Origin of the sequence: Bifidobacterium sp. M0399 (assembly GCF_016100595.1) — a bacterium.
GTDB lineage: Bacteria > Actinomycetota > Actinomycetes > Actinomycetales > Bifidobacteriaceae > Bombiscardovia > Bombiscardovia polysaccharolytica.
Map to the genome: position 1 here is coordinate 397575 of NZ_JACFSD010000001.1, position 23738 is coordinate 421312.

A 23738-nucleotide genomic window follows, 5' to 3' on the forward strand; every position below is an offset into this window, starting at 1 on the left:
GTCTCTTTAGCGTGCGGCTTGTCCGCGCTGAGTGAACTTGCCAGATGGATTTTCGCGACGTATAGTCGCAAAAAATTCGCAGACCAGGGCGAGGGGGGAGAGCTGATGACTGGATCGGCAAGCATAGACGTGAAGAAAGGCAGTATGAAAGGCAGCCAGGATTCTCAGGAGGCGGCACCGCCTTGGCGTGCCCTCTGGGTGTTGGCCCTGGGTCTGGCCATGATTGTGCTGGATTCGTCCATTGTCAACGTCTCCATTCCTTCCATCATCGCTGCCATCCACATCAACTTGGCTCAAGCTCAATGGGTGACCGCTCTCTACAGCATCGTTCTGGCGGCCCTGCTCCTGCCTTCCGGTCGTCTGGGGGACATGATCGGGCGCAAGCGGATCCTGCAGGTGGGTACGGTCATCTTTGTGTTGGGTTCCATCTTCGCTGCATCGGCCTCCTCCGGCACAGTGCTGCTTCTAGCCCGGCTTGTTCAGGGAATTGGCGGCTCCCTGGTCATGCCTTCCACCTTGTCCACCGTTTCCGCCACCTTCCGGGGTCGTCACCGGGCCACTGCATTCGGCATCTGGGGAGCCGTCATGTCATCCGCTGCGGCGGTCGGTCCCTTCCTGGGCGGGGTCTTCACCAGCACCATCGGATGGCGGTGGATCTTCCTGGTCAATCTGCCTCTGGGACTGATTGTTCTCGTGGCCAGCGCAGTCTTTGTGCCCGAGACCAAGTCCGCTCCCCGGCAGACTGGTGACCGGTGGGGGATGCTTGCCGACTGGAAGGGCATACTTCTTTCGGCTCTAGGGTCGGCCCTGGTGGTCTTTGCGCTGATCGAGGGGCAGGCCTACGGCTGGTGGCATCCGCGTGCCGCATTTGAACTGGGCCCACTGCACTGGTCTGCAGCAGTGCCCCTGTCGCCGGTTCCGGTCAGTCTGATCCTCGGATTGGTCCTGTTGGCCGCCTTTGCGCTGACCGAGCTGGCCAGGGCACGAAAGGGCAAGATGGTCATCCTGGACGTGTCCATGTTCGCCATTGGCACCTTCGGCTGGGGCAACCTGACGGCCGCCATCGTCAACGCCGGTCAGTTCGCGGTCATGTTCGTCCTGCCTCTCTACCTGATCAACGCCAGAGGCCTAAGTCCCCTTGGGGCAGGATCCATCCTGGGCGTCATGGCCCTGGGGTCAGTTGTTTCGGGGGGTCTGGCTCGAGTGGTCTCAGCCCGACTGGGAGCTGGAGGCACGGTGCAGACGGGCCTGCTGATGGAAATCGTCGGCGTGGCCCTGTCCATTCTGCTCATGCGTGGGTCGGTGCCGGTTTGGCCCATGACCCTGACTCTGATTATCTACGGTGCTGGTCTGGGCTTTGCCTCGGCACAGCTGACCAGTCTGGTGCTGTCCGGTGTTCCGGTGTCCCAGTCCGGCCAGGCTTCAGCCACCCAGTCCACCATTCGTCAGTGGGGGACTGCCCTGGGCGCTGCAGTTTCCGGTTCCGCCCTCTCCCTGGCTCTGAGTCTGGTGCTGCCAAGACATCTGACGGCCCTCAAGGGGATTTCAGTGCAGATCGCCGATGGCCTGGTCAGATCGGTTCAATCCTCTGCAGGTAATGCCATCGTCGGCATGCGAGCTCAAGGCACCCGGGGCCGACTGGGAGCCTTGGGTCCTCAAGTGACCAATGCCTTGACTGAGGGATTCACCCAAGGCGCCCAGTGGGCCATGGGCTTTGCAGTCCTGTTGCTTCTCCTGGGACTGGTCGCCTCGGTGCTGGTGCGTAGGGCTGCTCGCAAGGCTGGCGCCGATAAGGTCTGAGGCATCCGTACCCTGCTTCTTTGCCTCGGTCTTTTGGGATTGTCTGCCGGTCAGCCGGCCCAGGCACGGTTTAGAATCATTGGTATGGTCAAACAAGAGAAACAGCCGCGGCGGGATGGCGATCTGCTGGTGGCTCTGGCTCAGATCGACACCTGTGTGGGCGATCTTGACGGCAACGCCGACATTATTATGGACTACTCCCGAAAGGCAGCTGAGCAGGGAGCGACCCTGGTGGTCTTTCCCGAGATGAGCCTGACCGGTTACCCAATCGAGGACCTGGCATTTCGTGCCAGCTTTCGTAGGGCCGCCTGGTCTAGGGCCGACCGTCTGGCCAAGGAGCTGGACGAGCAGGGTCTGGGCCATCTGTATGTGATCGTGGGGACCGTGGGCACCGATATGGATCAGGACAGGCCCCGCAATCGGCTGGTGGTCCTGCACCAGGGGCGGGTCGAGGCCGGCTACGACAAGCACTTCCTGCCCAACTACGGGGTCTTTGACGAATACAGGATTTTTACCCCGGGGGATAGGACTGTGGTCCTGGAGGTGCAGGGGCACCGGATAGGGCTGGCCATCTGCGAGGACATCTGGCAGGAGGGCGATCCCATCAGCGACCTGGCTGGCAGGGGCATTGACCTCCTGGTGACCATCAATGGCTCTCCCTTCGAGGAGGGCAAGGGGCATGTCCGCTACGAGTTAGCGGCTCGCCGGGCCAAGCAGGTCGGTGCGCCTCTGCTCTACCTGAACCAGGTGGGCGGGCAGGACGATCTGGTCTTTGACGGCGGCAGTTTCGTGGTGAACCAGGATGGCACCTTGCTGGAGCGCTCGCCTAGATTCGTCCAGGATCTGTCTACTTGGACCCTTCCTGCACCAGGGGAGCGCCCACTGCCCAGTGAGTCATGCATGGCCGAAGAGATGCCCGGGGATGAGGAGGTCTATCGGGCCTGCGTGTTGGGGCTGAAAGACTATATGGCCAAGAACCACTTCACGGGCGTCTGCCTGGGGCTGTCAGGCGGAATCGACTCGGCCCTGGTGGCCACCATGGCCGCCGATGCCTGCGGGGGGGAGCATGTACGCGGCATCTCCATGCCCAGCCGTTATTCTTCGGAAGGTTCCCGGGATGATGCTGCCGACCTGGCCCAGCGTTTGGGCGTGCGTTACGTGGTCCAAGCCATAGGCCCGGAATTTGATGCCTTCCAAGGACAGTTGCATCTGGAAGGGGTAGCGGAAGAGAATCTGCAGGCCCGGATACGCGGCGTCATTGTCATGGCCTACGCGAATGCCGAGGGGCTTCTTGCCCTGGCCACCGGAAACAAGTCCGAGCTGGCTTGCGGCTATTCAACGATCTATGGCGATGCGGTCGGCGGCTACGCACCTATCAAGGATCTGCTCAAGACCCGGGTCTGGCAGCTGGCCCGCTGGCGCAACGCTGAGGCCCAGGCAAGGGGTGAGCGTGAGCCCATCCCGGTCAACTCCATCGTCAAGCCTCCCTCGGCCGAGCTGCGCCAAGGGCAAAAAGACTCTGATTCCCTGCCAGACTACAGCCTGCTCGACAAGGTCCTTGAGGCATACATCGAGCATGCGCATGGTCGGGCCGACCTTCTGGCCGACGGCTTCGATCCCGACACGGTCGACACGGTCATGCGGCTGGTGGATCGGGCCGAGTGGAAGCGGCGCCAGTACCCGCTGGGGCCCAAGGTCACCTCCCTGGCCTTCGGCCGGGACCGGCGGCTGCCCGTCACCAACGCTTTCAGGGAGTGATCGCTATGGGCTCCGAAGAGCAGCGGACGGCCTGGTACTTCAATACCGTCACTGGCAGACCCGAGCAAGGCAAGCTGTCTCCACAGGACAGGCGGATGGGCCCCTACCACAGCAGGCAGGAGGCCCTAGATGCCTGGAAGATTGCCAAGCGCCGGAACAAGGAATGGGATGAAGAGGACCGCCGTTGGCGGCAGGCCTGGGAGGGTGATCCTGGGCAGGAACAGTCCTCAGCTGACAGATGAAGCTTCCGCTGGATCGCACACCAGCGTTGGCAACCAGTTGGCTGAGCAATCAGAATGGATCGGGGCTCAGGCGGTGTGCCGGGCGAGCTTGCAGGATATGGGCGTGGCGCCTATTGCGAGTCTGCTCGCAGTGTGATATAGCTCACGTCGTGATTCGGTTTCCCGTGGTAATGCGCCCCCTATACTTGAAAGTGACAGTGGTGTGAGGAAGCGCCATTGACCATATCAACAAGGAGTTGACTATGACAGCAGTTGAGACCAATACCGTCTCTCCCGCAGAGCTGCAAGCCAAGGCTTGGAAGGGCTTCAAGGGCGAGGACTGGAAGAAAGACATCGACGTTCGCGACTTCATCCAAAAAAACTACACTCCGTACACCGGTGACGAATCCTTCCTGGCACCGGCCACAGAGAAGACCAAGTTCCTGTGGAATTACCTGGACGATAATTTCCTTGCCGTAGAGCGTAAGCAGCGCGTCTACGACGTGGACACCCACACTCCGGCTGGCATTGACGCCTTCCCGGCCGGATACATCGATGGCAAGCCTGCCGGCGAAACACAAGACGACGTGATTGTCGGCATTCAGACCGATGTCCCCTGCAAGCGTGCGATGATGCCCTATGGCGGCTGGCGTATGGTTGAGCAGGCCCTCAAGGAGGCCGGCAAGGAGCCCGATCCTGAAGTCAAGAAGATCTTCACTCGGTATCGCAAGACCCACAACGATGGCGTCTTCGACGTCTACACCAAGAGGATCAAGCTGGCCCGCCACAACAAGATTCTGACCGGTCTGCCCGATGCTTACGGCCGCGGCCGTATCATTGGCGACTACCGTCGTGTGGCCTTGTACGGCATTGACGAGCTGATTGCCCGCAAGAAGGCCGACAAGGATTCGATTCCTTACCGCAACGACTTTACCGAGGAAGAGATCGAGCACTGGATCCGCTTCCGTGAGGAGCACGCCGAGCAGATCAAGGCTCTTAAGCAGTTGCTGAACCTTGGCAAGGAGTACGGCCTGGATCTGAGCCGTCCTGCCATGAACGCCAAGGAAGCCGTCCAGTGGACCTACATGGCCTACCTGGCCTCGGTCAAGAGCCAGGATGGCGCCGCTATGTCCATCGGCCGCCTGTCCGCCTTCTTCGACGTCTATTTCGAGCGTGATCTGGCCGCTGGCCTGATCGACGAGACCGATGCCCAGGAGATCATCGACAACATCGTGATGAAGCTGCGCATCGTGCGCTTCCTGCGGACCAAGGACTACGACAACATCTTCTCGGGCGACCCCTACTGGGCCACCTGGTCCGACGCTGGCTTCGGCGACGATGGCAGGCCCATGGTCACCAAGACTTCCTTCCGTCTGCTGGCTACCCTGACCCTGGAGCACCTTGGACCCGGCCCCGAGCCCAACATCACCATCTTCTGGGATCCGAAGCTGCCTGAGGGCTACAAGCGCTTCTGCGCTCGTATCTCCATCGACACCTCCGCCATCCAGTACGAGTCCGACAAGGACATTCGCGCCCACTGGGGAGATGACGCTGCCATCGCCTGCTGCGTGTCCCCCATGAGGGTTGGCAAGCAGATGCAGTTCTTCGGCGCCCGCGTCAACTCCGCCAAGGCCCTGCTCTACGCCATGAACGGCGGCCGTGACGAGATGACCGGCATGCAGGTCATCGACAAGGACGTGATCAAGCCTGTCACCCCCAAGGAAGACGGTTCTCTGGACTTCCAGGAGGTCAAGGACAACTACGAGAAGGCCCTGGAGTGGCTGAGCGAGACCTACGTCGAGGCTCTGAACATCATCCACTACATGCACGATAAGTACGACTACGAGTCCATTGAGATGGCCCTGCACGACAAGGAGGTCTACCGCACCCTGGGTTGCGGCATGTCCGGCCTGTCCATCGCCGCTGACTCCCTGTCGGCTATCAAGTACGCCAAGGTCTACCCAATCTACAACAAGGATGCCAAGGGCACCCCTGAGTATGTCGAGGGCGCTGACGACGATCTGATCGTCAACTACAAGACCGTCGGCGAGTTTCCGATCTACGGCAACGACGACGATCGCGCCGACGACCTGGCCAAGTGGACTGTCTCCACCGTTATGGGCCAGATCAAGCGTCTGCCTGTCTACCGTGGCGCTGTGCCGACCCAGTCCATTCTGACCATTACTTCCAACGTGGAGTATGGCAAGAACACCGGGTCCTTCCCCTCCGGCCACAAGAAGGGCACCCCGTACGCTCCCGGCGCCAACCCCGAGAACGGCATGGATTCGCACGGCATGCTGCCCTCCATGTTCTCCGTGGGCAAGATCGACTACGACGACGCCCTGGACGGCATCTCGCTGACCAACACGATCACCCCTGACGGCCTGGGCCGCGACGAGGATGAGCGCATCAACAACCTGGTGGGCATCCTGGACGCTGGCAACGGCCACGGGCTCTACCACGCCAACATCAACGTCCTGCGCAAGGAGCAGCTGGAGGATGCCGTCGAACACCCCGAGAAGTACCCGCACCTGACCGTGCGCGTCTCGGGCTACGCCGTCAACTTCGTCAAGCTGACCCGCGAGCAGCAGCTCGACGTGATCTCCCGCACCTTCCACCAGGGTGCGGTGACCGACTGATCGCCCTTGTGCGATAGCAACCGTTGATGAGACGGTGAATCATGGGGCGGGGCGCACCAAGGCCCCGCCCCCTTTTCGTCTTTTTCAGGAGGATCCAATGACGGAGACCACCACCTTCCATACCACACAGCCGCACATGCTCAAGGAATCCAAGGTCTACCAGAGCCAGACCCTGATGGGCGGCCTTTCGGGGTTCGAATCGCCCATTGGACTGGACCGGCACGACCGTATGAATGCCCTGCGCACGGGCGACATCGGATTTGTTCACTCCTGGGACATCAATACCTCAGTGGACGGGCCGGGCACAAGGATGACCGTCTTCATGAGCGGATGCCCCCTGCGCTGCCAGTACTGCCAGAATCCTGACACCTGGAAGATGCGCGATGGCCAGCCCGTATACCTACAGGCCATGATCGATAAGGTGGCCCGCTACCAGGACCTCTTCAAAAGTACGGGCGGAGGAATCACCTTCAGCGGCGGCGAGTCCATGATGCAGGCAGCCTTTGTCTCACGCGTCTTTCGGGCCGCCAAGGAGATGGGCGTCCACACATGCCTGGACACCTCAGGCTTCCTCAATCGCAACTACACCGATGCCATGATTGACGATATCGACCTGTGCCTGCTGGACGTCAAATCCGGCGACGAGGCCACCTACAAGAAGGTGACCGGCGGCACGCTGGCCCCCACAATCGAATTCGGCAAGCGTCTGGCTGCCCGTGGCAGCAAGATTTGGGTTCGCTTCGTGCTGGTGCCTGGGCTGACCGACTCGGAGGAGAACGTCGAGAATGTCGCTCGTGTGTGCGAACAGTTCAAGGATGCCATTGAGCACATTGATGTGCTTCCCTTCCATCAGCTTGGACGGCCCAAATGGCATGAGCTGCGCATTCCCTACCCACTGGAGGATGCCAAAGGCCCCTCGGCGGCCCTGAAGGATAGGGTCAAGAAGCAGCTGGAGGCCCATGGCTTCGTGGTCTACTGAGCCTCAGAACCCTTTGTGGTTCCATGACGGACCCAGGAGAAAGCCAATTAATTTTCTTGTGACTCCCCACGGCAGATGTCGTGGGGAGTTTTGTTTGCTTGAGCGGAGACCAGCCAGCCAATCAGCGAATGACAGACTCACTCACTGTCAGATTCACTAAATGACGGGCACGCTGAATGACCGGCTTGGTAAATGATCAACCCCGTAAATCGATCAATTGTCGACGAAGTCTGCTTAGCAAGGGTTTATCGGTGGGTTGAGGCCATGGACTATGCTTTCAGGCGTGTGTTTTCCGGGCCGGTCGGTCCGGTAGCGTGATGGAAGACAAACTAAAAAAGAGGTTGAGCGCAGGTGACCACGGAACCTAAGACGCAGCTGCTTTCAGAGCCCGCCCAGGGTGTGCCGTCGGTCATCGACGATATGGCCGAATACCGCCGGGCCTGTCGAATGCTGTCAAAGGGGAGCGGTGCGCTGGCCGCGGATGCTGAACGGGCCTCTGGCTTCCGCTATGGCCACGACGACTACCTGGTCCAGTTCAAGCGCCGGGGAGCGGGGATATTCCTGCTGGACCCACCGGCGCTGATGAAGGCGGGCTGTGACTGGTCGGAATTCAATAAGGCTGTTGATGGTGCCCAGTGGATCATTCATGACTCTCCTCAGGATCTGCCTGGCTTCTATGCGTTGGGCATGAGGCCCTCCTCTCTCTTCGACACCGAGCTTGCAGCCAGGATGCTTAATCTGGGGCATTACGGCCTGTCTGCAGTGACCGCGCACTACCTGGGGCTGACGCTGGCCAAGGAGCATTCTGCCGCAGATTGGTCCTACCGCCCACTGCCGCGTGATTGGCGCAATTACGCAGCCTTGGACGTGGAGCTGCTGAATCAGGTGCGAACGCGCGAGCTGGAGGACCTGCGCAGTCACGGCAAGAATGAATGGGCCAGGCAGGAATTCGCCTGGTTGTTGGAGCAGGGCAAAATCCCCAAGCCGGAGCCTGAGCAGCCCTGGCGACATATCTCGCATATCAACGCCTTGCACAATGACCGTCGAGGCCTGGCTGTGGCCCGCTCGTTGTGGACCGTCAGGGATCAGCTGGCCAGACGCAACGACATCGCTCCGACGCTCCTCCTGCCCGACAAGGCCATCATCGAGGCCGGCAGACTCAAGCCGCACAACAACGCGCAGTTCCGAGCCATCCGATCCTTGAACGAGCGGGTCAGGATCCACACCGGCGGCGAGCAGGACCGCATGTTCGAGCGCTATGCGCCCATCCAGCGCCGGGTCAGGCCCGCAGTCTGGAAACAGGCTATTCTGGAGGCGCTGAGTCTGCCCACCGAAGAGCTGCCGGTGCCTCCCAAGCCGCGGTGTGAGGAGACCAATGCCCCCAAGTCCATGCAGATCTGGCGGCATCGTCATCCAGACCGGTTTGCAAGGCTGGAGGCAGCGCGCAAGGCGGTGACTGAAGTGGGACGCCGGACCAACACACCCGACGAGATTCTGATCAAGCCCCGCTACCTGCGCAACCTCTGCTGGACAGACGAACCGGAGAAGCGTGATGTGGCCGACTTTTTGCGTCAGGAGGGCGCCCGCCCCTGGCAGGTTTCGCTCCTGTCAGAGTCTCTGTCTCGCGCTATTATGTAACGGTTGCCTTACTGGCAGATCAAACGGTTTGGATGAATTGGAGCGCAGCGTGAAAATCAGCGTCAGAAACCTCGAGCCCACCAAGGTCAGGCTCACCATCACCGTCGATCCCGATGAGCTGAACCCCTACCTGGATCAGGCCCGTAAGGAGATCGGCAAGCAGGTGACCATCCCCGGCTTCCGCAAGGGCCATGTGCCTGGACCCATCATCGATCAGCGCGTAGGCTTTGCCAGCGTGGCGGGCGAGGCCGTCAACGCGGGCGTGCCCGAGCTCTACTCCAAGGCTCTGGAGGAGAAGCAGCTGCACGCCATGGCCCAGCCGCAAATCGATGTCAAGGACATTCCTTCCTCGGCCAAGGACGACACCAAGCTTAAGTTCACCGCCGAGGTGGAGATTCGTCCCAAGTTCGAGCTTCCCGACATTGAGGGCATGGAGATTGAGGTCCTCAAGCCTGCCGTCACCGACGAGGACGTGGACAAGCGTCTGGACAACCTGCGTCAGCGTTTCGGCACCCTGGTCAGTGTGGATCGCCCCGCCACCAAGGGTGACTACGCCAACATCGATCTGGATGCCGTCATCGACGGTGAGTCCGTGGACTCCCAGCAGGGGGTCAGCTACGAGCTGGGCTCCAACACCATGCTGGATGGCCTGGATGAGGCCCTTGACGGGCTGTCCGCCGGGGAAGAGACCACCTTCGAGGGTACCCTGGAGGCCGGCGAGCACCAGGGCGAGAAGGCCCAAATCAAGGTCAAGGTCAACTCGGTCAAGGCCGAGGAGCTGCCCGACCTGGACGACGAGTTCGCCAAGGAGGCCTCGGAGTTCGAGACCCTGAAGGAGCTGCGCGAGGACGTACGCAAGCAGTGCCAGGTGGATGCCGAGGGTCGGCAGGCCACTGACGCCCGCGATGCCTTCATCGCTAAGCTCCAAGACGGCCTGGACATCCCGGTGCCCAAGGGCATCAAGCAGTCCATGGTGACCGATCAGCTTAAGAACACCGGCAAGGATCCCGACAAGGCCAGCAAGGACGAGAAGGCCGAGGCCGAACAGACCGTGGAGAAGGAGCTGCGCGACCAGATGACCCTGGATGCCTTGGCTGAGAAGCTGAGCATCACGGTCAGCCAGGCTGACGTGACCAACTTCCTGGCCTCCATCGCTCAGCAGTATGGTATGGATCCCAGCGCCTTCATCAACGGCATCGTCCGTAACGGCCAGCTGGGTTCGGCCGTGCAGGAGGTCGGCCGCTCCAAGGGTATGCTGGCCGGAATGCGGGCCGTCACCTTCAAGGATCCCGATGGCCAGGAGGTGGACCTGAGCCGCTTCCTGGGCGAGGATGAGTCCGAGGTCCAGGAGGAGCAGGACGAGAGCGTCCAGGCTGCCTCTGCTGCGGCTGAAGTGGCCGACCAGCTCTCCCAGGATCAGGAGTAGCTTTTTCAAAGCAGCGAACAGGGCCGCACCCAGTGGCGAAACAGCCTGGGTGCGGCCCTGTCGTAGCGGTTGCGCAAAGAGCAGAAAGACTGTGGACGCGTCGATTGCGGGGGCTACTCTCAATACAGATACGTTTATCGAAGGAGACAGGGTGAACAACTCATTGGCAACCAGTCCCGTGATGGAGGAGGGGGAGGCCCCTACGCCGACCGATCCCATCTTCAACCGACTGCTCAAGGACAGGATCATCTGGCTGGGGGACGAGGTCAAGGACGTCAACGCCAACGTCATCTGCGCACAGATGCTGATGCTGGCGGCCGAGGATCCCAAGAAGGATATCTGGCTCTATATCAACTCGCCTGGCGGCTCCATTACGGCCGGCATGGCCATCTACGATACCATGCAGCTGATCGAGCCCGACGTGGCTACGGTCGCGGTCGGCATGGCTGCTTCCATGGGCCAGTTCCTGCTTTCTAGCGGGGCCAAGGGCAAGCGCTTCGTCACCTCCCATGCGCGGGTGCTCATGCATCAGCCCTCGGGCGGTGTCGGAGGCACGGCCACTGATGTCAGGATCAACGCCGAGCTGATCATGGACATGAAGCGCACGCTCTCCCAGCTGACGGCCGAGCAGACTGGCCACACCCTGGAAGAGATCTACCGGGACAACGAATATGATCACTGGTTCACGGCCCAGCAGGCCCTGGAGTATGGCTTCGTCGACCGGATCGTGACCACCCACGGCACTATGACCGCGGATCAAGGGAAGTGAGCACTCCACATGGCATCTGAAGAAGCGCAATTCGTAGCACGGGCCCGTCGACTGGCAGGCCCTCGCGGCCTGGCCGCTGTGCCCACCGACCGCTATGTGCTGCCGCAGTTCGAGGAGCGCACCCCATACGGCTACAAGCGCCAGGACCCCTACACCAGGCTCTTCGACGACAGGATCATCTTCATGGGCGTCCAGGTGGATGACACTTCATCGGACGACATTATGGCCCAGCTCCTGGTTCTGGAGAGCCAGGATCCCAATCGCGACGTGATCATCTACATCAACTCGCCGGGGGGATCCATGACGGCCATGACCGCCATCTATGACACAATGCAGTACATCAAGCCCGATGTACAGACTGTCTGCCTGGGCCAGGCTGCTTCGGCCGCTGCAGTTCTCCTGGCGGCAGGCACCAAGGGCAAGCGCTTGATCCTGCCCAACGCCCGTGTGCTGATTCATCAGCCGGCCATGGAGCAGGACTTCGGCAAGGCCACCGAGATCGAGATCCAGGCCAAGGAGATGCTGCGCATGCGCACCTGGCTGGAGGAGACCCTGGCCAAGCACACCGGTCAGGATGTGGAAAAGATCCGCAAGGACATCGAGGTGGACACCATTCTGACCGCCCAGCAGGCCAAGGACTACGGGATGGTGGACGAGGTCCTGGAGCACCGCAATTAGCATCGGTGACTGCGCGTATGATTGATCGTCCGGATGGCGGCGGGCCCCAGGGACCCACGGCCTCCGGATGTTTTTGGCATCATAGACGATGCCAGTCAAATTTGATTTCGCCGATCCTTGCGGATTCTCCGGGAAGGGAGAGCCATGGGCCGTGTGGTCAGCTACAATGACGGACTGAATCGCTGCGAATTCTGCGGCAAGGATGAGCACCAGGTGCGCCGCCTGGTCAAAGGTCCTTCCTGCGCCATCTGCGACGAATGCATACGTCTATGCGCTCAGATCATTCAGGAGGACATGGCCAAGGACGCTGCCGACCAGCGGGTGACCCTGCCTGCACCCTCAAAGATATTCGCCTATCTGAACCGGTATGTCATCGGTCAGGAGGCCGCCAAGCGCACGCTGTCGGTGGCGGTCTACAACCACTACAAGCGCGTCAACATGGACCTGGGCGACCGTGGGCGTGCTGCAGACACTGCGTTTGAACGCAAGGATGCGGTCCCACGCGTCCAGGTGGACAAGTCCAACATCCTGCTTATGGGCCCCACCGGCGTGGGCAAGACCTACCTGGCGCGGACACTGGCCACCATCATGAACGTTCCCTTCGTCATTGTGGATGCCACCAGCCTGACCGAGGCGGGGTATGTAGGCGAGGACGTGGAATCAGTCCTGCAGGGGCTGCTCCAGGCTGCCGACGGCAACATGGACCTGGCCCAGCGGGGGATTATCTACATTGATGAGATCGACAAGATCGCCAGAAAATCGGGGGAGAACACCTCCATCACCCGGGACGTGTCCGGCGAGGGGGTCCAGCAGGCCCTTCTCAAGATCATCGAGGGCACCCAGGCCCGCGTGCCGGTACAGGGTTCGCGGCGGCATGGTGATGTCCGCACGGTCATCATGGATACGTCCAATATCCTCTTCATCTGCGGCGGCGCCTTCGTCGGTCTTGAGGAGATTGTTCGTCAGCGGCTGGGCCTGCGGGAGAGCGGATTTTCGGCTACTCAGGGGACTGACAGAGTGCCCGACGACCGGGTCATGAGCCAGGTCAGGGCCGAGGATCTGGAACAGTTTGGCCTGCTTCCTGAGTTTGTGGGGCGGTTGCCTGTCATCTCCACCTTGGAGCCGCTGGGTGCCGATGAGTTGCGGAGGGTGCTGACCGAACCGGACAATGCCCTGGTCGATCAGTACCGGCGTATGTTCCTGGATGACGGGGCTGATCTGGTCTTCACGGATGCCGCCTTGGATCGGGTTGCGGCCGTCGCCCTGGAGCGCAAGGTCGGCGCCCGAGGGTTGCGAGGAATCATTGAGCACACCCTTGAGGCGACCATGTTCGAGCTACCAGACAGGACGGATGTCTCCCGTGTTGTGGTGGATGCCGATGCCGTGGACGGGACGGGATCGCCCCGGTATGAGACCGGGCAGGGCGTGGCCGCAGCTGCTGGTCGTCGTTTGGCTTGACCCCGCCACGATGAGCGCCGCTGTTGACCGGGCCCGATAGGATGATCATTGTTGCCGGAAGGGAGGCCCCATGGGTGCTCGTAGCGCTGTCGTAGTCACGCACAGCAGGGTCCGGGCAAGCGGCCACCTGGTGGACGAGGTCGAGCAGCAGTTGCGCCGGGACGGGTTTCGCGTTTCAATCGTCGACAACATTGCCGCCCCGGAATTCGGCAGCCCCAGTCAGAAGGTGGCCGACGACACCGAGATTGTCATTGTTCTGGGTGGTGATGGGACCATTCTGCGGGCTGCAGAGCTGGTCAAGGGCACCCAGGTGCCCATTTTGGGGGTCAACCTGGGCCATGTGGGATTCCTGGCAGAGTTCGAGAGCTTCCAGATAGGGGAGGCCATTCGTCGGGTGGCTGATCATGACTATTCCATCGACGAACGCATGGTGGCCCATGTGGACCTGTGGATACCTGGGGCCGATCGACCACTGAGCGACTGGGCCCTCAACGACATGACCCTGGAACGATATGATCGGGGCAAGATGATCGAGGTATCGGTCCGAGTGGACGATGTGGAGATGAGCTCCTTCGGCTGCGACGGCATGATTGTGGCCACCCCAACCGGATCGACGGCCTATGCCTTTTCGGTAGGCGGGCCCATCGTCTGGCCGGATGCGCAGTCGTTGCAGATGGTGCCCATTGCTGCCCATGCCCTTTTTGCCCGATCCCTGATCATCGGTCCAAAGTCGCAATTCACCCTGGATGTCCTGAGTGATTCCCAGTCGGCCGGTTGGATTTGCAACGACGGGCGCCGTCAGCGGCCAGTGCCCAAGCGGTCCCGTATTGTGGTGCGACAGTCCCATGACATCCTGAGGCTGGCCAGGCTGTCCGGGGTGCCCTTCACCAGACGGCTGGTCTCCAAGTTCGACCTGCCTGTGGTCGGCTGGAGGGAGCAGCATCGCCCTTCGGCGGCTGCGAACGGGCAGGATCAGGGGGAGCTGCCGGAGTCCAATAAGGAGCACTGATGTTGGAAGAGCTGGAAGTACGAGACCTGGGTCCCATCCATCATGCCCTGCTACGCCCTGCTGCTGGCATGACGGCCATCACCGGGGAGACCGGGGCTGGCAAGTCCATGCTGCTCAACGCCATCAGACTGATCTCAGGGTCCGCTGCCCGTCCGCAGTTGGTGTCTCCCGGAGCACGCGAGTCCTGGGTACAGGGGATTTTTGATGCTGGAGCGGCAGGAGCCGAGAATCCAGTGACCGCTGCCGTAACCGAGGCTGGCCTGCCCGTGGAGGATGAGGGACAGATCTTCCTGGCCCGAACCATGCCAGTCAAGGGGCGTTCCCGTGCCGCTCTGAACGGTAGGACGGCCCCTCGTGGCCTGCTGGAGGAGGTGGCTGGGATGCTGGTCACTGTTCATGGCCAGGCGGATCAGATGCGTATGGCCAGTCCGGCCCGGCAGCGCGAATTTCTGGATGCCTATGCCGGTGACGGCCCGCAGCTGGAGGCTTTTTCCAAGGCCTTCAGGCAGTACCGAGAGGCTCAGGACCATCTGGAGGAGCTGCGTAACCAGCAGTCCGGCGCGATGGCCCAAGCTGATTATCTTCGTGAATCCATTGCCCGGATTGACCGCGTTGGCCCTCATTCCGGGGAGGATCGTGAACTCAAGGCCCAGCGGGACCGGATTGAGCATGCTGCCCAGATCAGTCAGGGAGTCATGTCTGCGCTGTCTGCTTTGGACTCCGGCCAAATCGACCCTGATGCTGACGCACCATCGGCCACGGCACTGGTCGAACGGGCCATTGCCGCTTTGGAAGGCATCGGTGTGGAGGGGGTCTTTCAGGAGTCGGCCCAGCGGCTGCGGTCGATGAATGCCGATCTGTCTGATCTGGTCTTCACCCTGAGTAGCCAATTGGATGACGAAGGCCAGGAGGGCGATCTGGACAAGATCAACGCCCGGATTCACGATTTGGATGAGCTGACCCGACGCTGGGGACCAGATATCGACGACGTTCTGGCCTGGCGCAAGAAGGCTGCGTTTGAGCTTGAAGACATGGATGCCTCACCCGAGAAGCTGGAGGAGCTTCAAGGACAGGTTGAGCAGCTTCGCGGGAGCGCCTTGAAAGCGGCACGGAAACTGTCAGCGTCGCGGGGCAAGGCTGCACGAAGACTGAGCGAACTTGTCGATGGCGAATTGCACTCCCTGGCCATGTCGGGCGCCGGGCTGGAGATCCGCGTCAGGCCACGCCAGGACCAGGACATGGACGGGCATGGTCTGGACCAGATCGACTTTCTCTTCAGGCCATATCCCGGTTCGGACCTTCTGCCCATGGGTAAGAGCGCCTCGGGCGGCGAACTCAGCAGGCTCATGCTGGCCCTGGAGCTGGTGGCCGCCGAAAGCCGGATTTCATCGGGGCCTGACGGTTCTGGTCATGGGCAAGCTAGCCTTGATTCCCAGGTTGGCGACCCAACGATGACCTTCATCTTCGACGAAGTGGACGCTGGTGTCGGCGGTCGGGCTGCCGTGGAGCTGGGTCATCGTCTGGCCCGATTGGCTGTCACCGCCCAGGTGATTGTGGTCACCCACCTGCCGCAGGTGGCTTCCTGGGCCGATCGACAGTTCGTCGTGGCCAAAGGACGTGAAGGTGGCGATGCTGTAGAGACCCTGGTCCGCCAGGTAGAGGGCGAAGACAGAGAGCGGGAGATCGCCCGGATGCTGGCTGGCAGCGAGTCTACGACCTCCCTGAAGCACGCTCGGGAGCTTCTGACCTCCAGCAGGCTCCAGGCCCGATAGGTCTGGTTGCCGTCTACGCTTTGTCGTGCCAACGTTCGTCAATTTAGTGACTTTGACAAGTCTTGGCGACATCGCTGCCTTTTGCGGCCTTGCCACTGCATGCTCGACATCCGTCATTCCGTTGCTTTTCATTTTGATGCTTTGACTGTACTCATTCGGCTGTTGGTGGCCGTGCGGTACGATCATGTTGGATTTTTCGTTGAGTACACCGTGTCCGTCCTTGGCTTGAGTAATGTTGCGGCGACCCGATTCTGATGGCCGTTTGCCTTTACCCGTGATTGGCCAGCAGATCAGCACTACAGACCGTTTCTATCGAATCTTGAATCACGTAGACAGAAGATCAGCGACAGGCTTGTCTTCATGGCCAAACTGTTATAGTGTATACATGAACACCGGCACAGCTCAGCCAGGGTCGTGCCGACTATCAATGAAAGGGGCTTGGATGAAGCTGATCATCTCATCCCTGTCCGGACAGCCGATTTATCGGCAGATCGAGGACCAGATACGTTCGGCCATCCTGACCGGAGACCTGCAAGCGGGGGAGGGGCTGCCTTCCCTGCGACATCTCTCGCAGGAGCTCAGGGTGTCCGTGCTGACCGTGACCCGCGCCTATACCGAACTCGCTCAAGAGGGTTTGGTAGAAAACATCCAAGGCAAGGGGACCTTCGTGACCGACAGCGGAGACAAGGTCATGCGGCAGCATCTGGAGGACCGTGTGCAGTCCCTGCTGGGCGAGGCGGTCGACACGGCTCGTCGGGCCGGCATGGAGCCGGACCGGATTCGCGGCCTGCTCGACGGCCTGCTTGGCAACAGGGTTTCTGCACCCGCGTCCGAACAAGGAAAGGAATAGCAGTATGCGTGCATCACCGCCGATGACAACTTCTGGTGAAGAGGTCGACTATGCCCTGCGCGTCAGCGACCTGGGGAAAAGCTACGTCAAGGCTGACGGCACGGGTTTCCGCCTGCACCAGGTCACCATGGACCTGCCCATGGGCTACATCATGGGATTGATAGGCCCCAACGGCGCAGGCAAATCCACCCTGATCCGGCTCTTGCTGAATATGATCCGCCGAGACAACGGAGAAATCAGTATTCTGGGCCGTGATCCCTTGAGCCAGGAGGAGGAGGTCAAAGCAGACCTGGGTGTGGTCTTCGATTCCATTTATTTCCTAGAGACATGGAAGGTCAAGGCCGTCGAGCCAGTGATGGCACCCATGTATCCCTCCTGGAACAGTGATCGCTATCAGGATTATCTGCATCGGTTCGGTCTGCAAGAAAACCGCAGAATCGGCAAGCTTTCCCGTGGCATGCAGATGAAGCTGATGCTGGCCGTTGCCCTCAGTCACGATGCAAGGCTCTTGATTCTGGATGAACCCACCAGCGGCCTGGATGTCCTGTCCAGAGACGAGCTCATGGATATTCTGCTGGACTACATCGGTGACGGTCGTCACTCGGTGCTTTTCTCCACTCACATCACCGCAGATCTTGAACGGGTGGCTGACTTCGTTACCTATATCAATCGGGGATCGATTTTCTACACTGGCCCCAAGGATGAACTGCTGGAGGCTTTTCAGGTTGTGAGAGGGGGACCGGACGATCTGGCTAGAGCGCAAATGCCGCATCTGATGGGCCTGCAGCGTTCCGCCATCGGTTTCGAGGCCCTGGTGCCCACTGAACACGTGAAGGATTTTCTGGCATCGGCTTCCCCTGCAGCCGTGGAGCTTTCAGAGGGCCGCTACCTGGTGGAGCGGGCCGACTTTGACAACATCATCAGACTGACCGCGGGCTCACCTGCTGCGGCCGACAAAAATAAGGAGGTGGAGTCATGAAGGCGATAGCCAAGCAGATCAGGTTGGACATGCAACGTTGCAGCGGAGGCACCGGCGGTTATTGGCCGGGTGTGCTGCTCCTCATTGCTGCACCACTGGCAGGAGTCGTCCTGAAGGGCGTTCTGGTCGTAACCGGCCACAACCAGGACGGAAATATAGACTTGGTAAGTGGATTGGTCACAGGTTTCTGCGTTGCAGGTGCTGCTGCCATGCAAATTCAATTATTCATTGAATTTTCCTCTTCAGCAGCGCGTCTGAATGGCATTGTGCCTATTTCGCGTGATCATCAGGTGCTGGGACGCTATTCGGCTGTTATGCTACTGGTCCTGGCTCAATGCTGCAGTCTCGCGATCTATTTGCGGATAGCTGGAGGTCAGCCTTGGAAGGGTTCGGATCCTTGGCAGGCTGCGACCCTGTTTACCTTGGCTATCTTCGTGTTGGAAATGCTGCTTTTTGCCTTGGCTGCCCCACTTTTCTACTGGCTTGAGCCGGTAAAAGCCTTAAGGGCCCTGTTGGTGCTTTTCGCTCTTATTGCCCTAGTCGGTATTGTCTTGGCGTGGCTACCAATGGACTGGGGAACCCTCATGACCAAGCTGGGGCGTTTTCTTACGAGGGACCTGTGGAAACCTGTAACCCTTGGTCTGGCCATAGTCCTGTTGGCGAACCTGGTCTCAGCAGGCGTTTCCAGCAGGGTCTACGCACGCGGGGAGATTGATTGATGTCAGACTTTCAATCTGGCAATGATTACGGTGACCTTTGTCCTCGCAGTCCTGGGTCAAGCTTCAGGACCGCATGACCGCACGGCGGACGTAGTCGGACATGTCCCCGGGATCGATGCAGTCCTGGAAGCGCACAGGTGCGTTTTCCAGGGCGCGCAGAGCCTTGGGGGGCCTGGTGTCGGTGGCCTCGGCCAGGATGTCCATGCAGTCGAAGTCACTTTCCGGTGTCTCCAGGCCCAGGGACTGGCAGACCACCCTAGGGAACTTGTAGGGGCTTGCTGTGGAAAGCAGCACCCGGGGTACGGCAGGATTCCTGTCGGTCTGGCCGGTCATGACCTGGTAGCCGCAGGCCGTGTGCGGATCGATCAGGTATCCCCGGTCCTCCCAGCAGTCGCTGATGGCTGAGGCCACCTGGTCCTCGTCGGCCCAGCCACAGGAGAAAAGCCCGCGGATTCTGGTCATCAAGGCCTCAGGCACCTGGTAGCGTCCCGTGGACTCCAAATCGGCCATAAGCGAGGCAATCAGTTTGGTGTCGCCGTCGGCCATGTAATAGAGCATCCGTTCCAGGTTGGAGGAAATCAGGATGTCCATGCTGGGGGAGGTGGTGGTGTAGAAGGGACGGTTGCGGTCATAGACACCTGTGGTCAGGAAGTCGTTGAGGACCCGGTTGCGGTCCGAGGCCACGGTCAGACGGGCCACCGGAAGGCCCATCATCTTGGCATAGTATCCGGCCAGCACATCGCCGAAGTTGCCGGTGGGCACGCAGAATTCGACCGGATCCCCAGGTCCTATCACCCCCCGTTCCATCAGGGACCCGTAGGCCCGGAAGTAATAGACGACCTGTGGTGCCAGGCGGCCCACATTGATGGAGTTGGCCGATGAGAGAACGGTTGAGGCCTTCTTGTCCAGCTCCTGAGCCAGATCAGCGTCGGCGAAGATGGATTTGACTGCGGACTGGGCATCGTCGAAATTGCCCCGAACCGCGCAGACCTGCAGGTTGCCGCCCTCCTGAGTGACCATCTGCAGGCGTTGGATCTGACTGACCTTGCCCTGAGGATAGAAGACGGTGATGCCCGTGCCCGGCGCGTCTGCGAACCCGGCCAGCGCCGCCTTGCCTGTGTCTCCGGAGGTGGCTGTAAGCACCATGATTCGCTCATCATCGTCTCCGGCCAGCGCCATCAGTCTTGGCAGAAGCTGCAGGGCCACGTCCTTGAAAGCCGAAGTGGGCCCGCGGAAGAGCTCCAGTACGAAGTCGTTACCGCCCAGGTCCACCAGAGGGGTGATTGCCGTATCGGACCACTGTTCTCCGTAGGCTGCGTCCAGGCAGGAGTCCAGCTGAGTGGAAGAGTAATCACTTAGCAGTCTCGAAAGGACCAGTTTGGCTGTGCCCTTGTATTCCAGACCGGCAACCGAGGCAGGTTCGATGGTCTCAGTGTCCAGTTCATCGCTGACATAGAGTCCGCCGTCAGGAGCCAGGCCTCGTCTTATGGCCTGCTTGGACTGCAGTTGCTCCTTGCCGCCTCGGGTGCTGTGGTATGTGCTCATGGTTGCCTGCCCCTCCGCCATGTCGCCGAACAGATCATTACCAGGGCATTCTACCCCGTACGGGAGTCCGAACCATGGCCTTGCTCGGCTCGCGGAGGAAACCGTCTATGGACACCACGGCCTGCCAGGGGTTGGCATGGCGTACAGTATTGCCCACCAGCCCTGTATCCGTGGCTGGACCTTATAGACAAAGGAGTGGCCCATGGTCGAAGAGAACCCGGTACAGCAATCCTACGATGTCCTGAACTCTTCGATCTCGCAGGTGGATCCGGAGATCGCTGCACTGCTGGATGGAGAGTTGGAGCGCCAACGCGGTGGTCTGGAGATGATCGCCTCAGAGAACTTCGTGCCCAAGGCCGTCTTGCAGGCTCAGGGATCCGTACTGACCAACAAGTATGCCGAGGGCTATCCTGGCAGACGCTACTACGGTGGTTGCGAGTGGGTGGACCAGGTCGAGAACCTGGCCCGGGACCGCGCCAAGGCTCTGTTCGGTGCCGAGTACGCCAATGTCCAGCCTCATTCGGGCGCACAGGCCAACGCCGCCGTCTATCAGGCCCTGATCAAGCCCGGCGACACAGTGCTGGGCCTGGCCCTGGATCATGGCGGCCATCTGACCCACGGTATGAAGATCAACTTCTCCGGACGTTTTTACCATGCCGAATCCTACGGGGTTGATCCGAAGACCTTCCGCATCGAGCCCGAGATCATCCGCCAGCGGGCCCTGGAAACCCATCCAGCCCTGATTATCGGCGGATGGAGCGCCTATCCGCGTATTGAGGACTTCGCAGCCATGAAGGAAATCGCCGACGAAGTGGGTGCCAAGTTCTGGGTGGATATGGCCCACTTCGCGGGTATGGTGGCAGCCGGCCTGCATCCCAGCCCGGTGCCCTATGCTGATGTGGTCTCCTCCACAGCTCACAAGACCCTGGGCGGACCCCGCTCCGGCTTCATCCTGGCCCGTCAGGAATATGCCAAGAAGCTCAACTCCTCGGTCTTCCCCGGTAACCAGGGCGGCCCGCTTATGCATGTGATCGCCGCCAAGGCTGTGGCCTTCAAGCTGGCAGGAACGCCTGAATTCAAGGAACGCATGGAGCGCACCCTGGAGGGTGCGAAGATCTTGGCTGAACGCCTGATGGCCAAGGACGTGGCCGACAACGGCATCACCGTGCTCACTGGAGGTACGGATGTCCACCTGGTCATGGTGGATCTGCGCAACAGCGAGATGGACGGCCGCCAGGGGGAGGACCTGTTGGCCAAGATCGGCATCACCGTCAACCGCAATACAGTGCCTTTCGATCCTCGACCGGCCTCTGTGGCCTCCGGTCTGCGCATCGGAACCTCCGCCTTGGCTACTCGCGGATTCGGCCCTGCTCAGTACGAGGAGGTGGCCGACGTGATCGGCACTGCGCTGGCCCAGGGCCCCCAGGCGGATCTGGATGCTCTCAAGGCCCGGGTAGACCGGCTGGTTGAGGCCTTCCCGCTCTATCCTGAGCTGGACCAGACCCACTGATTGGCCCTTGGAGGAGGGAGGTGCAGCAATGCCCTCCCTCCTCCTGTCGTCATTGCCCTCATTGAGGGTTACAATCGGTACAGAATATGGGTCTGGCTGACCCGCGAGGGCGAAAGGATCTGACGAACATGAGTGAAAACGAGAACTCCAATCGTCAGGGTGTGTTCGATCGGGTCTGTGCCATGGCCGATGCAGCGGCTGTTGCACAAGCAGGTCTGGCAGGCATGACCGGCCAGACCAGGAACGCTCTCTTGCTGGCCCTGGCCGATGCACTGATCGACCAGGCCGATCAGATTGCAGCAGTCAACGAGCAGGACTGCACGCAGGCTTTTGAAGAAGGAATGAGCGCCGGTCTGATCGATCGTCTGCGCTTGGACAAGGTTCGTATCGCGGATGCCGCCAGCGGCGTGCGCATGGTGGCCGGGCTGACCGATCCCCTGGGCGAGGTGGTTCGCGGCCATGACATGCCCAACGGCATGCGGCTCAATCAGGTGCGGGTTCCCTTGGGCGTGGTGGCCATGATTTATGAGGCCCGACCCAATGTCACCATCGATGTGGTGGCCCTCTGCCTCAAGTCTGGCAATGCGGCCCTTCTGCGAGGGGGTCACGCGGCTGAACGCACCAATCACGCCCTGGTGGAGCTGATAGGCGGGGTACTTCGTGAGCAGGGATTGGATCCGGCGCTGGTAGCTTCCGTAGACAGATACGGTCGCGAGGGGGCCCAGGCTCTGATGAAGGCACGCGGTCATATTGATCTGCTAGTGCCCAGAGGTGGCCGAGGGCTGATCCGCAGCGTAATAGAGCAGGCCACCGTGCCCACCATCGAGACCGGGGCTGGCAATGTCCATATTTATGTGGATCGCTCGGTGGATATGGATCAGGCCATTCCCATCATCGTCAACGCCAAGACCCAGAGGGTGGGCGTCTGCAACGCCGCTGAAAAACTGATCGTCCACAGGGATGTGGCCGCTGAGTTCCTGCCACGTGTGGCGCAAGCGCTGACCCAGGCCCAGGTCGAGTTGCACCTGGACGCGGTCTCCATGGACATCCTGGCCGGGCATGGTCTGCCTGAAGAACTGCTGGTCCGCGCTGAGGAAGCCGACTGGGACCGTGAGTATCTGGATTTGAAAATGGGAGTGCGCGTGGTGGACTCCCTTGACCAGGCCATCGAGCACATCAACCGTCACTCCACCGGCCATACCGAGGCCATCCTGGCCCGGGATTATGAGGCTGTTGAAGAGTTCTCCCGTCGGGTGGATTCAGCTGTGATCATGGTCAACGCCTCAACGCGATTCACCGATGGAGGCATGTTCGGCATGGGTGCCGAGCTGGGCATCTCCACCCAGAAGCTGCATGCCCGAGGACCCATGGGTCTGCAGGAACTGACCACCACCAAATGGATCGGCTACGGCAGGGGGCAGGTGCGGCCGTGAACGAGAAGATCGAAGAGCTCTTCCAACGCGAGCACGACAATCCGCGCATCTGGCTGAGGGTGGCTTCAGAGCGGCTAAGCCTGTTGCGGTACGTATTTCTGGTCCAAATCGAGGACGGCATCCCGGATGCAGATCAGCGCTCCTGCCTGGAGTACGCCGATGCGGTCCTGATTGGCTGGCCCGACGAACATGCCGATGACGTGTATGACCTGGACCAGGACCAGCTCAACAAGGTCAGGCATGACATCACCGTCATGGAGGAACGGGTGCCTGTCTTCCGCAAGCAGGAGCAGGAGGGGCGCATCGCTGATCTGTCCGATTCATTGGTAGCCATCACTGGATGCGTGGCCCAGGTCCGTCGAGCCTACCAGCCAGGCTTTCCCCTGCCCACCTATTCCGAGATCCGCCGTGTGGTTCAGGAAGAGTGGAATGCCGATATGGAGCGGATCGATCCCGACAGGGTCAACCCCAGCGCCGAGCAAATGCGCCAGGAGGCCGAGTCCGAAAACGAGGAGAACGCCTCGGAAGCCAGACGGGAGGGCGAGCAGGCGTGAA

Annotated in this window: 19 protein-coding genes; 18 read left to right on the forward strand and 1 reads right to left on the reverse strand. The window is 60.7% G+C overall.

Annotated elements, in window-relative coordinates:
• The first annotated feature begins 144 nt into the window (after window positions 1-144).
• The 15 genes from H3V09_RS01405 to H3V09_RS01475 all read left to right on the forward strand — a co-directional run bounded on the left by H3V09_RS01405 (window position 145) and on the right by H3V09_RS01475 (window position 18695).
• Window positions 145-1800, forward strand: a complete 1656-nt coding sequence (locus H3V09_RS01405) for an MFS transporter (RefSeq protein ID WP_232342044.1) — start codon at window positions 145-147, stop codon at window positions 1798-1800.
• 84 nt (window positions 1801-1884) lie between these two features.
• Window positions 1885-3558: an NAD+ synthase gene (locus H3V09_RS01410; RefSeq protein WP_198190690.1), complete on the forward strand. Its 1674-nt coding sequence runs from the start codon at window positions 1885-1887 to the stop codon at window positions 3556-3558.
• A gap of 5 nt (window positions 3559-3563) precedes the next feature.
• The gene (locus H3V09_RS01415) at window positions 3564-3800 is read left to right on the forward strand and encodes a hypothetical protein (protein WP_144176940.1); all 237 of its coding nucleotides are present in this window, start codon (window positions 3564-3566) and stop codon (window positions 3798-3800) included.
• A gap of 242 nt (window positions 3801-4042) precedes the next feature.
• Window positions 4043-6418: a formate C-acetyltransferase gene (gene pflB, locus H3V09_RS01420; RefSeq protein WP_046322815.1), complete on the forward strand. Its 2376-nt coding sequence runs from the start codon at window positions 4043-4045 to the stop codon at window positions 6416-6418.
• Window positions 6419-6515: 97 nt separating this feature from the next.
• Window positions 6516-7397, forward strand: a complete 882-nt coding sequence (gene pflA / locus H3V09_RS01425; protein ID WP_015021700.1) for a pyruvate formate-lyase-activating protein — start codon at window positions 6516-6518, stop codon at window positions 7395-7397.
• A 351-nt stretch (window positions 7398-7748) separates the two neighbouring features.
• Window positions 7749-9035: an HRDC domain-containing protein gene (locus tag H3V09_RS01430; RefSeq protein WP_198190691.1), complete on the forward strand. Its 1287-nt coding sequence runs from the start codon at window positions 7749-7751 to the stop codon at window positions 9033-9035.
• Window positions 9036-9084: 49 nt separating this feature from the next.
• Window positions 9085-10461: a trigger factor gene (gene tig / locus H3V09_RS01435; protein ID WP_198190692.1), complete on the forward strand. Its 1377-nt coding sequence runs from the start codon at window positions 9085-9087 to the stop codon at window positions 10459-10461.
• Between the two features lie 181 nt (window positions 10462-10642).
• The gene (locus H3V09_RS01440; protein WP_198191107.1) at window positions 10643-11230 is read left to right on the forward strand and encodes an ATP-dependent Clp protease proteolytic subunit; all 588 of its coding nucleotides are present in this window, start codon (window positions 10643-10645) and stop codon (window positions 11228-11230) included.
• A 9-nt stretch (window positions 11231-11239) separates the two neighbouring features.
• Window positions 11240-11908 carry an ATP-dependent Clp protease proteolytic subunit gene (locus H3V09_RS01445; protein ID WP_015021704.1) on the forward strand — a complete coding sequence of 223 codons (669 nt, stop codon included), beginning with the start codon at window positions 11240-11242 and terminating at the stop codon, window positions 11906-11908.
• A 144-nt stretch (window positions 11909-12052) separates the two neighbouring features.
• The gene (gene clpX, locus H3V09_RS01450; RefSeq protein ID WP_198190693.1) at window positions 12053-13366 is read left to right on the forward strand and encodes an ATP-dependent Clp protease ATP-binding subunit ClpX; all 1314 of its coding nucleotides are present in this window, start codon (window positions 12053-12055) and stop codon (window positions 13364-13366) included.
• A 70-nt stretch (window positions 13367-13436) separates the two neighbouring features.
• Window positions 13437-14375, forward strand: coding sequence for an NAD kinase (locus tag H3V09_RS01455; RefSeq protein ID WP_198190694.1), 939 nt, complete (start codon window positions 13437-13439; stop codon window positions 14373-14375).
• Window positions 14375-16147 (forward strand): DNA repair protein RecN, encoded by a 1773-nt coding sequence (locus H3V09_RS01460; protein ID WP_198190695.1) that lies wholly within the window; start codon window positions 14375-14377, stop codon window positions 16145-16147. The genes H3V09_RS01455 and H3V09_RS01460 overlap by 1 nt, the downstream gene beginning before the upstream one ends.
• Window positions 16148-16589: 442 nt before the next feature.
• On the forward strand, window positions 16590-16997 hold the full coding sequence (locus tag H3V09_RS01465) for a GntR family transcriptional regulator (protein WP_198190696.1): 408 nt from the start codon (window positions 16590-16592) through the stop codon (window positions 16995-16997).
• A gap of 22 nt (window positions 16998-17019) precedes the next feature.
• Window positions 17020-17976 carry an ABC transporter ATP-binding protein gene (locus H3V09_RS01470; protein WP_408610683.1) on the forward strand — a complete coding sequence of 319 codons (957 nt, stop codon included), beginning with the start codon at window positions 17020-17022 and terminating at the stop codon, window positions 17974-17976.
• Window positions 17973-18695, forward strand: coding sequence for an ABC-2 transporter permease (locus H3V09_RS01475; RefSeq protein WP_198190698.1), 723 nt, complete (start codon window positions 17973-17975; stop codon window positions 18693-18695). Before H3V09_RS01470 ends, H3V09_RS01475 begins: the two co-directional genes overlap by 4 nt.
• Window positions 18696-18758: 63 nt before the next feature.
• On the opposite strand, the gene thrC is transcribed toward H3V09_RS01475, so the two are convergent.
• On the reverse strand, window positions 18759-20240 hold the full coding sequence (thrC, locus tag H3V09_RS01480; RefSeq protein ID WP_198191108.1) for a threonine synthase: 1482 nt from the start codon (window positions 20238-20240) through the stop codon (window positions 18759-18761).
• A 202-nt stretch (window positions 20241-20442) separates the two neighbouring features.
• Here thrC and glyA point away from each other — a divergent pair, with 202 nt between their 5' ends.
• From glyA to H3V09_RS01495, 3 genes are all read left to right on the forward strand, one after another.
• Complete coding sequence (gene glyA / locus H3V09_RS01485) at window positions 20443-21750, forward strand: serine hydroxymethyltransferase (protein WP_110417070.1); 1308 nt, start codon at window positions 20443-20445, stop codon at window positions 21748-21750.
• 119 nt (window positions 21751-21869) lie between these two features.
• Complete coding sequence (locus tag H3V09_RS01490) at window positions 21870-23183, forward strand: glutamate-5-semialdehyde dehydrogenase (protein WP_415873501.1); 1314 nt, start codon at window positions 21870-21872, stop codon at window positions 23181-23183.
• Complete coding sequence (locus tag H3V09_RS01495; protein ID WP_046323738.1) at window positions 23180-23737, forward strand: hypothetical protein; 558 nt, start codon at window positions 23180-23182, stop codon at window positions 23735-23737. The genes H3V09_RS01490 and H3V09_RS01495 overlap by 4 nt, the downstream gene beginning before the upstream one ends.
• Window position 23738 lies beyond the last annotated feature (1 nt).